The organism is Fibrobacter succinogenes subsp. succinogenes S85 (assembly GCF_000146505.1).
Lineage (GTDB): Bacteria > Fibrobacterota > Fibrobacteria > Fibrobacterales > Fibrobacteraceae > Fibrobacter > Fibrobacter succinogenes.
Genome location: NC_017448.1, coordinates 334,423 through 348,226 on the forward strand (window position 1 = coordinate 334,423; position 13,804 = coordinate 348,226).

Sequence of the window (13,804 nt, forward strand, 5' to 3'; positions counted from 1 at the left end):
ACCCTTCGGGGTGCGTTTTTTGCGAGATGCGTAAGTTTTACAAGATGCGTGGACCGCTAGGGGAATGCGAAAAAAAATGCGCCGCCGCTATAATTTTTTGAACACGCGCTTCGCGGCTTCAATGGTACGGTCGATTTCATCTTCGGTGTGAGCGGCGCTCACGAAGATGGCTTCGAACTGGCTCGGCGCAAAGTAGAATCCTTCGTCGAGCATGCCGAGGAAATACTTGCGGAAAAGTTCCAAATCGGATTTTTGCACGTCGGCAAAACACGTGACCGGCCCTTCCGTAAAGAAGATGCAGCCCATAGAACCGACTTGGTTTGTCGCAAGCGGAATGCCCGCTTCGGTTGCAGCGGACTTGAGCCCAGCAATCAAGCGTTTCGTCATAGCTTCGGCATGCACGTAATGTTCTGGATGCGTTGAAAGTTCACGCATCGTTGCAAGTCCTGCCGCCATCGCGACCGGGTTTCCCGACAAGGTACCCGCCTGGTAAATTCCGCCGAGCGGGGCAATTTGCTGCATCACGTCCAAGCGACCGCCATAAGCGCCCACCGGCATGCCACCGCCGATAATCTTACCAAACGTCGTGAGATCCGGCTTAATGGCATAAAGGCCTTGTGCGCAATGAATCCCGACACGGAAACCGGTCATGACTTCATCGACAATGAGCAAAGCGCCATGTTTTTTAGTCTCTTCAGAAAGAGTCTGCAAGAACTCCGGCTTCGCAGGGACAACGCCCATGTTGCCAGCCACCGGTTCTACTATCACACAAGCAATTTCGTCACCAATCTTGTCGAAAAGTTCCTTAACGCCCGCCACATCGTTGTACTGGAGCGTGAGCGTGTACTTTGCCAAGTCCGCAGGCACACCCTTGCTGCTCGGCTTGCCCGTCGTGAGCATGCCCGAGCCCGCCTTGATAAGCAAGCTATCGCTATGACCATGGTAGCAGCCTTCGAACTTCACGATTTTATCGCGACCGGTAAAACCGCGAGCCGCACGGATGGCACTCATCGTAGCTTCGGTTCCGCTGTTCACCATGCGAATCATCTCGACGCTTGGCACAAGGCTCATCACAAACTTCGCAAGTTCCGATTCAAGACCGCACGGGGCGCCAAAACTGAGGCCATTCTGAGCTGTATCGGCAACAGCCTTAATCACTGCATCGTGCGCATGCCCCAAAAGCATCGGGCCCCAGCTGCCCACGTAATCAATGTAATCGTTGCCATCCACATCGTAAATGTGGCTGCCCTTGGCACGCTTGATAAACGGAGGCGTCGCCCCCACATTGCTAAACGCACGCACAGGACTGTTCACGCCGCCCGGCATGAGCGTCTTTGCTTCTGCAAACAACTTTTCGCTCAAAGAGTGATTCATATAACTACTCCTTAACGATATGCACAACGCGCTGCGGGAACGGGATAGAAATACCGACTTCGTCAAAGCGTTCCTTCACAGCCTTCATGTACTTGCAACGCATATCCCAGTAATTTGCGGTCTTGACCCAAATTCTCAAATTGACAGCCACCGAGCTATCTTCAAGCGCAGACACAAAGAATGAAGGTGCAGGACTTTTCAAAACTTCAGGATCGTTATCGACGAGCTGTTTCATTTCGTTCATCGCCGTTTCAGCAGAATCCGCATAATCAATGCCAAAAGCCAAATCAAGGCGGCGGCTCGGATTGCGGCTAAAGTTGACAATCGGAGCTCCCCACAACATGCTGTTCGGTGCAGAAACGTAAAGACCATCCAACGAGATAAGCGTCGTGTTGAAAAGCCCCACGCCTACAATTTTCCCCTTCAAAGAACCACATTCGATATAATCCGAAGCGCGGAACGGATGGAGGAACAGCAAAAGGATTCCCGACGCAATGTTGCCAAGCGTATCCTTCAAAGCAAGGCCAATGGCAAGAGAAGCGGCACCGATTACAGTCACGATTCCTGCGGTGTTCACACCGAGAATATGCAGAATCATGAGCAAGCCGACAATGTACAGCGCATAAGAGAACAGCGAATAAAGTAGCGGTTTTACCGATTCATCAGCGCCCTTCTTAATGGCAAAACTAAGAATAAACTTTATAATCGCCAAGATAATGGCGATAACGACAAGCACTGTCGCAATTTCAATGATGTCCTGAGCAATAGCATTCGTGACACCGAGATTTTTCAAGAAAGCTTCGTATTCTTTCATTTTAGCATCCTTTTTTAATTGTCATCCCGGACTCTGTTCCGGGATCGCCTTTTTACAAAATCTTATTTTACAGAATTTTATTTTCCAAAATTTCCTTGGCGTGGTACGTAATGATGATATCAGCACCGGCGCGCTTGAACGCAATCATGTTTTCGCGGATAATCGACTTTTCATCAATCCAGCCCATTTTTGCAGCAGCCTTGACCATCGAATATTCACCACTTACGTTATACACAGCGACCGGCACATTGCTGATTTCAGCCGTCTGGCGAAGCACATCGAGGAATGCGAGGCCAGGCTTTACCATCACGATATCTGCACATTCTTCAAGATCGAGTTCCACTTCATGGAGCGCTTCGCGACCATTGCGCACGTCCATCTGGTAACTCTTGCGGTTGCCGAAATGCGGAGCGGAATCAGCGGCATCGCGGAACGGACCGTAATAAGCGCTAGCGAACTTTGCGCTATAACCCATAATCGGCGTATTTGTAAAGCCCGCATTGTCAAGAGCTTCGCGGAGAGCCGTGATGTGGCCATCCATCATGTCACTCGGAGCCACCATGTCGGCACCGGCAGCCACCTGCGAAACAGCGGTCTTTGCCAAAAGTTCAAGCGTTGGGTCATTATCCACATCACCATCCTTGATAATGCCGCAATGGCCATGGCTCATGTATTCGCAAAGGCACACGTCCGTAATCACGTACAAACTCGGGAACTTCGCCTTGATAGCACGCACAGCACGCTGCACAATGCCGTTTTTATCATAAGCCGAAGTCGCCATCTCGTCCTTGTGATTCGGGATGCCGAATAGCAAAATGGACTTGATGCCAAGCGCGACACAGCTTTCAAGTTCCTTCAAGATTTCATCAATCGAGAAACGGAACTGGTTCGGCATGGACGGGATTTCTTCTTTGACGCCCGTTCCTTCAACCACGAACATCGGGTAAACGAGGGCATCGGGATTTACAGCAGTTTCTGCAACCATGTTGCGGATAACTTCATTTCTACGTAAACGACGAGGACGAATAATCATAATAACTATTCCTTTTTGAAATCTTTTTCAATTTGCGCAAGGTCTTCGGCCCATTCGGTCTGGATTTTCTGCTTGAGCTTCTTGGCGAGCGAAGGAGCGCGGCCCTGCGTAGAGACGGTCACAGCAATGTTTTCGCCGAAGTCCATACGAGCAGGCACAATAAAATCACCGTCGAGGTAATCGCAGGCGTTATTCACGAGGATGCGGCGAGCGCGAGCATCGTTAGAAACTTGAGCATTGACTGCGGGCTGGTCAGTACAAATGAAGACCATGAAAACGCAACGCAAATCCAGAGGTTCGTACGGGCGCTGTTTTAATGTGATAGAAGACGGCTCGTCAGCCTTGAGCGTTTCAAATTCAGGGTCGATTTGCGGAGCGACAACAGTAATATGAGCACCGGTCGGGATAAGCGTTTTCACCTTGCGCAGAGCAATGCGGCCACCGCCCACCACAAGCACGTTACGTCCTTCAAGATTCAACTCGATGGAGAAGAGGTTTGATGTTTTAGACGAAAGACGAGAGACGAGAGACTCTGAAGGCTTTTTTTCGTCTAACTGCGCATTGCGAATACCGCACACAACCATGCTCGAGAATTCTTTCCAATCGCCAAGGCAAGGCAAAAGCGTAATCGGGATTTGCGGGAATTCTTCCTGCAATTTTGCAACAACACGCGGCACGTCATTCTTTGTATGCTGACCGTTCAACAGCAAATACGGCAGAAGCGTCACCGATTCCACATCTTCGCGCAAAAGCGTACGGAGGTCGTTTTCCAAATCCAACAAACTCGTACTTGCGACGCGCGTACCCGGCAAATCATGATGCAAGCGGTCAAGGATTTCTTCAAATCCTTTGTACGCCCCCGGCAAAATGCAATGGTGAGCGATGATAAGAATAGCTTTCATTAAGCATTCTCCCCCATCGTGTAATATTCCACGATTTTTTTGACGAGCGAATCCATCGTTGTTTCGTCGGAGGTGACAGTTTCAAAGCCATGCTTTTTCGCGGAGGCTTCAGTCATGCGACCTATGCAGAAACTTAGACGAGAGACGAAAGACGAGAGACTTGATATTTGCGCAAAATTCTCAACAGCGCTAGAACTGGCGAAGACGACTGCATCAGCAGAGGCAATAGCTTCACGTTTCCAATCCGGGAGTTCAGCAATCGGCAGTGTTTCGTAAACGATCCAACGTGTTGCTTTCGGTAAGAGTTTGAGCAAAGTATCGTCTGCAAGATTGCCTTGCAAAAGAAGAATACGAGATTCGTCGTCAACCACTTCGCGCAACAACAAACCTAGTCCTTCGCCGGTGTGATCTTTAGGAACGTAATCGCAACGGATGCCGTATTCAAGCAACTTCTTTTCGGTAATCTTTCCGACACTTGCAATTTTCTTGCCGGCAAGCTCGCGTACGTCATACTCCGCAGTGAACAACTGCTCGAAGAAGCTTTCAACACCATTCGTGCTCGTGAAAGCAAGAATATCAAAGTCTTTAAGGTCTTCGAAATCGGCTAGATCGGCTAGTTCAGCAGTATCATATTCATAAGAATTGGCGATGCAGGAAGGGAGTTCGGCATGACAATAAGGGAGAACATTCCGTGTCTCAATCATCGGAGTTTCGATGACTTCGGCACCGAGGGCTGTCAGTCGAGCGGTAATCCCGCTAGATTGTTTTGCGGCACGCGTTACAACCAAACGCTTACCCGAAAGCGGCAAATTCTTTTTCCACGCAAGAGTCTTGCCAAGTTCAACCACGCCACCCATAATCGTAATTGCGGGTGCCGTCACATTTTCACGGACAATGGTCTCGCCCGCTGTTTCAAGCGTTGCCATAACGGTACGCTGGTTCGGGGTTGTACCTTTTTCAATAAATGCAAGCGGAGTCTTCGGATCTTTGCCACACTCGATTAAACGACGTGCGATAAAGTCCATATTGGCAATGCCCATCAAAAAGATGAGCGTTCCTTGGCTCTTTGCAAGATTTTCAAAGTCTAAAGAAAGCGAATCACCAGCCTCGGCTTTTTCATGCCCTGTGATGATATGGAAACTTGTTGCAATTCCACGATGACTCACGGGAATGCCCGCATAGGCAGGCACAGCTATAGCAGACGTCACGCCCGGCACAACTTCAAATTCGACGCCTGCATCGACAAGCTCCAAAGCCTCTTCGCCACCACGACCGAACACAAACGGGTCGCCGCCCTTCAAACGAGCTACGGTCGCGCCCGGCATTTCAACGGCAAATTTTACCAGGAGTTTATTAATTTCGGACTGTTTCACCTTGTGGTGCGTCGGCATTTTGCCCACATCCACCATCTTTGCTTTCGGATTACATAACGAGAGCACGCCCGGTGAAACCAAACGATCGTAAACCACAACATCGGCTTTTTCAAGAATTGACTTTCCGCGCACGGTTAAAAGCCCAGGATCGCCAGGACCCGCGCCAATCAAATAAACTTTACCAAAATGATTCGAATTTTCCATCGAAACCAAATTTAGAAAAACTTCGCCATTAAAATTTTGCCTATATTTTTTAGCATGAATAGTTCTAGAGCAAAGCTTCGCGACGAAGTCTATACGCAGATGATGTGTGCCCAGGCACGCCTTTCCAAAGACCAAAATACCCAAATGGGTGCCGTTCTTGTGAGCGCCGACGGGCGCGTTATCAGCACGGGTTACAACGGCGCTCCCGCTGGATTTGACGACGAGACCGTTCCGTACACGCGCGAAAAGCAACTCCTCGCCTACGATTTGCTAGATGCCGACTCGGGCGAGCTTTTAAGCCACCACGAATTCGAGGCGAACAAGTATCCGTTCATGGTTCACGCCGAGATCAACGCACTTCACTACGCCCGCGGAAAAGTTCCTCCAGGTTCCAAGCTCTACGTGATTGGATTCCCGTGCGAACGTTGCTCTTTGGACATCAGCCTTTCAGGCGTTGCCGAAGTTTTCGTGACCAAGGACGATTACGATCCGAAGTCCACGTTGAACAACAACCGCGACACGGCTTACTACATGTTCGCACAAGCTGGAATCATCGTAACGCTTTGCGGCAAACGAATCAAACCCGTTGTATCGAAGCCTGAAAAGAAATAACGTATAGTTTGCCATGTCGCTACGCGACTCGCAATGACGAAAATGTTAGAGCCCGCTCATTCAAAATGCGCGGGATATTTTTTTGCGATACAAGAAGGCGATTCCCAAACGGAGTCGGGAATGACAGTGTAAGTTACAATTGTTTTTGAATTGCACAGGCGAGTTCAATGCCCAAGTTCTTGGATTGCTGAACGCAATCCTCCGAGTTCAAATCAACGTTTCCGGCGACTTCTGCACGGAGCAGTTTTTCTGATTTTTCGTCCCAGTAAATGCCGCGAATTTTCAAAGTCTGCGCAATTCTATTAGCATTCTCTTCGAGTGCGCCACAAGTGCCGCGATTTTCAATACCATCTTCGCAAACAAATTCTGCGAAGCTTGCCACTGGAAATTGGCAGCCTGCGTTAAGCGCTTTTAAATAAGCCATTTCAGCAGAAGCAATGCAATATGTCGCGACATCATTCACGCGAGCGAGAATCTGCGCAAGGTCCGCACGACCTGTGACGCGCGATTCTTGAACAGTTGCATCATTCAACGTTTCAATTGCAAGGATTCCCTGACCACTTGCGGGGAGCATCTGTTCAGTGCTAAAGTATTCCGTCACCTGGTCAGCAAGCCCCATACGCTTAAGGCCCGCCGCCGCAAGCACAACGCCATCAAGTTCCGCAAGCTTGCCTATACGAGTCTGGATGTTTCCGCGAATCGGCACATATTCCAAATCCGGGCGGAGCGCTTTCAGCTGCACCACACGGCGAATACTTCCCGTACCGACACGAGCGCCCGCAGGCAAATCCATAAAGCGAATTCCAGCCGAACCACCACGCGAAAGGAATGCATCTCGCGGGTCTTCGCGTTTCAAGACTGCAGCAAGCTTGAACTGCGGCAGCACTTCAGCAGGCATATCCTTCAAACTGTGAATCGCTATATCGGCACGACCTTCGAGGAGCGCAATTTCCAGTTCCTTGATGAACACGCCCTTGCCACCAAAGCTCGCCAACGACTTATCCAAACGGCGGTCGCCTTCGGTTGTCATGGAGACAAGTTCATAAGTCAGAGAATCGCGGGCATTATTAGAATCGGCGGCATTCCCAATAACAGAATTAGCAGCGACAATAGCATCTGCCACCATCGTCGTCTGGGCCAAAGCCAAAGCGCTCTTGCGCGTTGCGATACGTAATTTCAAGTCACTCACAGCAAGCCTCCTCTAATTTCTAGGAGATTTTGAATCCAAGCACTTCAGGAAAACCTGCACATCTTCAGGAGAATTTTCGGCTTTGACTTTATACAAAAAGTCATTTGCCATTTTCTTCGCAAAGCGTTCGTACATCATCTGGATGCGATGGCGGTCATCTTCCGAAAGCTCGGGCATGGAGCGCAACAACTTTTCAGATTCTTCATTTGCCGTCGTGAGCATTTTCTCAGCATGCAAATGAATTTGCTTAGAGACCTCATCCATGCGGTTCCAATGCAAGAATTCATCAAGACCTTCTTTCAAGATTTTCTGAGCCGCATCAAATTCAATCATGCGCAAACGGCGATTTTCAGAAACGATTTTTTCAAGGTCATCAACGCAAACGTATTCAACGCCCGGAAGTTCACCAATAGAAGCTTCAGCATTGCGCGGATTCGCGAGGTCAACGACAAGGCGCTTTGATGGGACATCGATGGAATCTGCAACCTGAATAGCCTTAACAAATTCATCTTTCGTGACAATCGGTTCCTGACAAGCGCTGCAGAGAATAACGACATCGCACTTGCCAAGGACTTCGTAGCGGTCTTCGAATTTCACAGGAGTAAGCACATCCGCAAATTTTTCAGCATTTGCAAAAGTCTTGCTGCTTGCAAAAATCTTGGTCGTATTTTCTTGTACATACTTGAGCATCAGCGATCCCATCTCGCCAAGCCCCACGATATACACAGTACGATTTTCAAGATCGTCAAAAGTCTTCTGCACTTGCTTCATCGCCAAGAACGGAATGTTGCAACTGAGCTTGCTCAAGTTCGTCTCGGTCTTGATGCGCTTCGTCGTATGAATCGCACTCTGAAAAAGCTTGTTCAGCGTATTACCCGTTGCATTCAGCTGGTGCGCCGTTTCGTACGCGCGGCCAATCTGGTGCAAAATCTGATCCTCACCCATGGCGACAGAATCAAGCCCGGCACACACGTTCATCACATGATGCGCAACATCGTCACCCGACTTAAAATAAAAGAACTTCGCAAAATCATCGTAGTCTTGACGGGCAAGTCCACACACATAACGAACGAGTTCACCATCAGAGATTTCGCGGTCACTCGCCACATAGACTTCCGTGCGATTGCACGTTGCCAAAATCAAAAGTTCATCAAACGGAGAATGCATCAACGCCTCGGTCTTTACATCCATCGGGATATAAAACTTTTCGCGAATCGCGATTTCAGCCACCTTGTGGCTCATGCCTGCCATGTAAATTTTGCGCATAACCCAAAGATAGAAAAGATTGGACTACGCAAAAAATCTAAAGCTCGTTTTCTTGAGTTCCTTGAGCGAATGGAGAACGACGTATTCCGGATTATCAAGCAAAGCCACGGATTCCTTGATATAACCGTCCAATTCTTCGGGAGTCTGAGCATGCATCATTGCATACAAGTTGTACGGAAAATTTTCAAAAGACGGACGCTCGTAACAATGCGACACGTAATGTTTTTTTGCAAGTAGAGAACCCGCTCTTTCCGAATTTGCGAGCACACTTTCGTCTTTGCACTTCGTGCCAAGACCTGTCGGCTCAGCTATGGGGGTATGCAAGCATCCCCGCAGCATTCGCCTCTTTCGTCTTTCGTCTTTCGTCTCTCATCTAAACTAAAGCAGACCATCGCATTGCATGGGAAACCCGCATCTTGATGACGGAGGATTGCACCAAAGCGACGCATGCGTTTGGCGGCAAGATCCTCGCGAAGTTCATCGCAAGAAACGCCCCAGTCCTTAAACGGAGTGAGCGTATGCGGAATGTCGTCACAAGCGATGTGGATTCGGGACTTGTCGGAGTCAGTGAGTTTTCCCAAGAAATTACTGGATTCTTCCAACCTTCGGTTGTCAGAAAGACGCGGGACTTGGTCCTCAGAATGACGCAAAGCCGGGGCACTCTCGCCTCTTTCGTCTTTCGTCTTTCGTCTCTCGTCTAATGACATCACCGTATTGATTTTATACTTCTTTGTGGCGGTGAGGACATGGACATCGTGCAAATCCGTTTGCGCACACACGCGGTCAACAACCGTCTGGATTGCGGATTCATTTTCGGCAATGACCGTAAACCAAACATTGTATTCGTGACTGCGGATGTAATTATGCGTAATCGCGGGTTCGCTCATCACGACTGTAGCGAACTTTTCCATCGGCGTTTGCGAATGCGGTTCTGCAGAAAAATCAAGCGACAAAGCAGGTACCTTCCCTGCACAAAGCCTTGAAATAAAGCCGAGTTTCTTGGAATCGTACACGCCACCGATACGGCGAATCACGCCGGACACGCACATTTTCTCAACTTCATCAAAAACTTCTTGTTCCGAAACATTCAACATTTCCGCAAGCGCCTTATACGGGCGTTCCACCAACGGAAAGCCGTCTTGAATAATCGCGAGAAGTTTTTGACTCAGCATTTGCGGCACATCGCAAGGGGCGTTACAGCCCGATTTCTTCATCCGTCAAATAGCAAGCCGGATCTTCAGCCCAAAAATCGCCAGTAACGGCTTCGGCACGCGTACGGAAATTGCCGTTGCACAAATTCAAGAACTTGCAATTCGGGCAGCGTCCCTTGAGAATCGGCTTACGGTTCTTGAGACCCGCCATAATCGGGTTCGATTCATCCGTCCAGATGTCGCCAAAGTTGCGTTCACGAACGTTTCCTAGCGTGATATATTGCGTAAACTGGTCCGGATGCACATTGCCAATGCTATCGATATTGCCAAATGCCATGCCACTGCGGTTACCGCCATTGCGCTGGATCAAATCCAAAATCTTTTCGGCGCGTTCCGGGTCTTCGCGCTTCATGCGCTGGTACAGATAAACGGCATCTGCGTGGTTGTCGACCGTCAAAATTTCCTTGTTCACGCCGCGCTTCTTAAAGTCCAAAGTGCGGTCAATAATCAAGTCCATCACCTTGCGGCTCTCTTCGTGATTCAAGTCGTTATCGACCATCGCACTTCCGCGACCGCTATAGACAAGGTGATAGAAACAAACTCTATCAATGTTTTCCGCTTCGAGCAAATCGAAAATAGCGTTCAAGTCCTGATAGTTGTACTTCGTAATCGTGAAGCGGAGCCCAACCTTCTGGCCCGTTGCCACGCAATTGCGAATTCCGCGCAAAGCCATCTGGTACGCGCCCTGCTTGCCGCGGAACTTGTCGTGAGTTTCTTCGCAACCATCCAAGCTGATGCCCACATAGCCAACGCCCATCGCCTTGAGCTTCTGAGCCACATCCGGAGTAATGCAGGTGCCGTTCGTCGAAATCGTCGGACGGATGCCCTTGCTTGCTGCGTAGTTCGCGAGTTCAAAAAAATCCGGGCGCAAAAGCGGTTCGCCACCGCTGAACAAAATCACCGGCACATGGAAATCCGCAAGCTGATCAATAAGCTTGATTCCCTCTTCGTGTGAAAGTTCGTTCTGGTACTTGATGGCCTCTGAACGGGCATAGCAATGCACGCACTTCAGGTTGCAAGTCTTGGTGCAGTTCCACACCACCACCGGACCACGGCCCGGGCCCACACCGTTCTTGGATTCGTGGGCACGCGGTTCATAACGAAGAGAATCCCCGAAATTAGGGGTGTCCATCAAAAGCTTAGTAATACTGATCATGCGCCCAAATTTAGAAATTTTTCTCTATATCAGAAATAGACTCCATAATTAGGACGTGCGTTCATACTGCGACCTTTAGCGTCATACCGAGGAGCAAAATTTTTCTTCAACGGGGTCGGGTCAATCGTCTTGCGAATTCCGCTTCTCGGACCACCAACACCATCCCTACCATTTACATTGAGCAAAACCTTATCATAATATTCATTGGCGAAATAGAAATTAGCGAGATATAAATTCTGCACTTCAGGATAAACTTGCTGATAAGGCTTATTTTCAATCAACCCATAAAAAGCTTTATAGTTATCGTTATAGAAGAAATTACAGCTCATATACATGCCACTGATGGAATGTCCGTTTCCATAGATGATTCCTGCAAAAATATTTTCATAGTTCATCGGATGCCAATCAACATAATCTTTATTCATGTTTTCGTTCACAACGATATCGTTCATGATTTTGATACAGGATTTTATAGGCGGTTTTTCGCTTAATTCATTGTTTGCAATTTCGTCAAAATAGAACAGTTCATGAACATTCGTTACAAGATAACAGCCGTCAGCATCTGTTGCTGGTTTTTGAGGTGCATAAATCCATACAGCTTTCAAATTAAATTCATCGTCTTTCGAATTGACATAAATGGAACGATCAAAGTCACCTAATTTATCCAAATTACCACCATTGGGGCCTATCCAGCCACGAAAAAGGAATCCTTCACGAGTCGGACTTTTAAGCAAAATACTTTCTCCGCTCATTGCTGTTTCCGGATTTTTCGCATCACCCATTGTGCCGCCGTCCAAGTTGTAAATAATCTTGATTTCTCGGGCACTCCATTTGGCATAAAGAACAATATCTTCGGTGTTACCCGTGGGCAATTCCGTTACCTTAGTTGTAAAGGAAGAATCCGAGTACCAGCCAACGAAAGTTTTCCCGTTTTTAGAGGGTTCTTTCAACACAAATGTTGCAGAATCCGCATAACGATAAACCGGATTCCGATTCAACACAGAAGAATAAGTGCCATCATTCACATAAGTGATGGAATATCCCTTTTTCCACTTGGCAAAAAACTTCTTATTTCCTTTATCCGTAGCAAGTATTTTTTCTACCGGTGTTGTAAAATTTGAATCGGCAAACCAACCTTCAAAAATATCACCATCCTTTGACGCAGGCTTCAACAGCACTTCCTGTTCAGGCTTGTAATAGCTCGGATTAACAGAGTCATTGACGCCACCGGCCAAATCATACGCAATATCGTAATACACGCCGTTCAATTTCGGGTAAGCGTCCTTGCCGATATCCTGCGTCCAGATGGGGTAACTGGACCCCTTCACGATTTTTTCAAGAACGGTTCCATCGGAAAAAGCTGTGGCAGAAGCCGCACTCGCTTCAAATTCGTCATTAGTATAGGTATCGATATAAAAAGTATTTTCAGCAACGACTTTCCAGTTCGGAAAATCTTGACACTGAGTCAGACCTTTTTGGCTAATTGCCGAAAAAATCTCCTTTGCCTCAGCAGTTCCTACAAAGAAGGTATTTTTGAAAACGGAGAAATCAGTCCCGCCCACAAGGCCACCTCCGCGATACCCCACCAAACGTCCAGCAAAATAAGCATTTTCTACAGTTACCGCATTATGATTATTATCATAAGTGTTGGCTGCACGAGGGGCTTTGCTTATCGAAGTTTCAAGAGTAACATCTATACAATAGTCTTGTTGAACACGGGCATAACCGACAAGACCACCGACATAGCTCCCCCTGCTATCCAAAGTAGCCGTACTATAAACATTCTTCAGTGAAGTTCCAAAGCCTAGCGTATTAGCAATAAAAGAACCGACATAACCATTGCCAGCAAAATAAGAATCAATGATTCCTAAATTTTGAATTAAAGCATTATGTTCACCTTCAGCAAGATTAACAAGTCCGACATTTCCATATAAGCCCGAGATGGTGTGACCATTCCCTTCAATGACACCCATAAAATTCCCAAAAGGTTTCCACCAGTAATGAGATCCCTCATTCGGGGTTCCATCGGAAGCCAAGAGATTTTTGTTAACGACGATATCATTTTCAATGGAAACGCAAATTTGTTTATTTTTGCGCATTAAGCTATCAGAAACTTTTACAGCACCGTAGAGTTCTGCAGCATCGTGGACAAGCATACACCCCGACTCGTTCTGTTGCGGGATTTTCGCCTTCACTCCCCAACGAGCATAAAGCGACAACCGTCCATTTTGGGTGCGGGTGACAGAAATAACAGCATCAGCATAGGTAATTGCGTTATTATCGTAAGGAGATGAATTAAAATACCAGCCCAGAAACTCGGCACCATCCTTGGTGGGCGGGAAAAAATTAATTGAAGGGGCGTCCGAGCGATCGCTATATTTATACAAATAGGAAGATAAGTTTTCAGGATTATTCGTTCCTCCCTGCAAATCGTAATCAATATAAATCGTATCCCTAACTGCAACTACGGCAAAAGCATTTCCCGCGATAAGCAAGCAAATAAAAGCATAAAATGACCTCAACATATTTTCTCCCTAATATATAGCAATCATCCACTCGCTCATCAATATACATATAAATCCAACCTAGAGCAGGATTTATCCATGCTTTTTTAGACACGTTTTTCAAAATTAACGATAGCGCGATTAATATGCTACAACAAAGGTATTA

General features: G+C 47.6%; 12 protein-coding genes. 1 reads left to right on the forward strand and 11 read right to left on the reverse strand.

Annotated features, from left to right (window positions below; translation table 11 throughout):
* Nucleotides 1-87: 87 nt before the first annotated feature.
* From hemL to cobA, 5 genes are all read right to left on the reverse strand, one after another.
* Nucleotides 88-1,374 carry a glutamate-1-semialdehyde 2,1-aminomutase gene (gene hemL / locus FSU_RS01415; RefSeq protein ID WP_014545131.1) on the reverse strand — a complete coding sequence of 429 codons (1,287 nt, stop codon included), beginning with the start codon at nt 1,372-1,374 and terminating at the stop codon, nt 88-90.
* Nucleotides 1,375-1,378: 4 nt separating this feature from the next.
* Nucleotides 1,379-2,188 carry a mechanosensitive ion channel family protein gene (locus tag FSU_RS01420; RefSeq protein WP_014545132.1) on the reverse strand — a complete coding sequence of 270 codons (810 nt, stop codon included), beginning with the start codon at nt 2,186-2,188 and terminating at the stop codon, nt 1,379-1,381.
* A gap of 67 nt (nt 2,189-2,255) precedes the next feature.
* Nucleotides 2,256-3,221 carry a porphobilinogen synthase gene (hemB, locus tag FSU_RS01425; RefSeq protein ID WP_014545133.1) on the reverse strand — a complete coding sequence of 322 codons (966 nt, stop codon included), beginning with the start codon at nt 3,219-3,221 and terminating at the stop codon, nt 2,256-2,258.
* Nucleotides 3,222-3,226: 5 nt separating this feature from the next.
* Entirely contained in the window at nt 3,227-4,123 is an 897-nt protein-coding gene (locus FSU_RS01430) for an NAD(P)-dependent oxidoreductase (protein WP_014545134.1), read from the reverse strand.
* Nucleotides 4,123-5,700 carry a uroporphyrinogen-III C-methyltransferase gene (cobA, locus tag FSU_RS01435; protein ID WP_014545135.1) on the reverse strand — a complete coding sequence of 526 codons (1,578 nt, stop codon included), beginning with the start codon at nt 5,698-5,700 and terminating at the stop codon, nt 4,123-4,125. Before cobA ends, FSU_RS01430 begins: the two co-directional genes overlap by 1 nt.
* A gap of 54 nt (nt 5,701-5,754) precedes the next feature.
* On the opposite strand from cobA, the gene FSU_RS01440 reads away from it, so the two are divergent.
* Entirely contained in the window at nt 5,755-6,312 is a 558-nt protein-coding gene (locus FSU_RS01440) for a deoxycytidylate deaminase (RefSeq protein WP_014545136.1), read from the forward strand.
* Between the two features lie 133 nt (nt 6,313-6,445).
* Here the strand turns inward: FSU_RS01440 and hemC are convergent, their stop codons facing one another.
* From hemC to FSU_RS01470, 6 genes are read right to left on the reverse strand one after another with little or no spacing between them, the layout of a single operon-like run.
* Nucleotides 6,446-7,501 (reverse strand): hydroxymethylbilane synthase, encoded by a 1,056-nt coding sequence (gene hemC, locus FSU_RS01445; protein WP_014545137.1) that lies wholly within the window; start codon nt 7,499-7,501, stop codon nt 6,446-6,448.
* A 12-nt stretch (nt 7,502-7,513) separates the two neighbouring features.
* Nucleotides 7,514-8,767 carry a glutamyl-tRNA reductase gene (gene hemA / locus FSU_RS01450; RefSeq protein WP_014545138.1) on the reverse strand — a complete coding sequence of 418 codons (1,254 nt, stop codon included), beginning with the start codon at nt 8,765-8,767 and terminating at the stop codon, nt 7,514-7,516.
* Nucleotides 8,768-8,791: 24 nt separating this feature from the next.
* Complete coding sequence (locus FSU_RS01455) at nt 8,792-9,091, reverse strand: hypothetical protein (RefSeq protein ID WP_049858406.1); 300 nt, start codon at nt 9,089-9,091, stop codon at nt 8,792-8,794.
* Complete coding sequence (locus FSU_RS01460; protein ID WP_014545139.1) at nt 9,076-9,939, reverse strand: Lrp/AsnC family transcriptional regulator; 864 nt, start codon at nt 9,937-9,939, stop codon at nt 9,076-9,078. Before FSU_RS01460 ends, FSU_RS01455 begins: the two co-directional genes overlap by 16 nt.
* Nucleotides 9,940-9,961: 22 nt before the next feature.
* The gene (gene nirJ1 / locus FSU_RS01465) at nt 9,962-11,134 is read right to left on the reverse strand and encodes a putative heme d1 biosynthesis radical SAM protein NirJ1 (protein ID WP_014545140.1); all 1,173 of its coding nucleotides are present in this window, start codon (nt 11,132-11,134) and stop codon (nt 9,962-9,964) included.
* 29 nt (nt 11,135-11,163) lie between these two features.
* Nucleotides 11,164-13,659: an InlB B-repeat-containing protein gene (locus FSU_RS01470; RefSeq protein ID WP_014545141.1), complete on the reverse strand. Its 2,496-nt coding sequence runs from the start codon at nt 13,657-13,659 to the stop codon at nt 11,164-11,166.
* Nucleotides 13,660-13,804 lie beyond the last annotated feature (145 nt).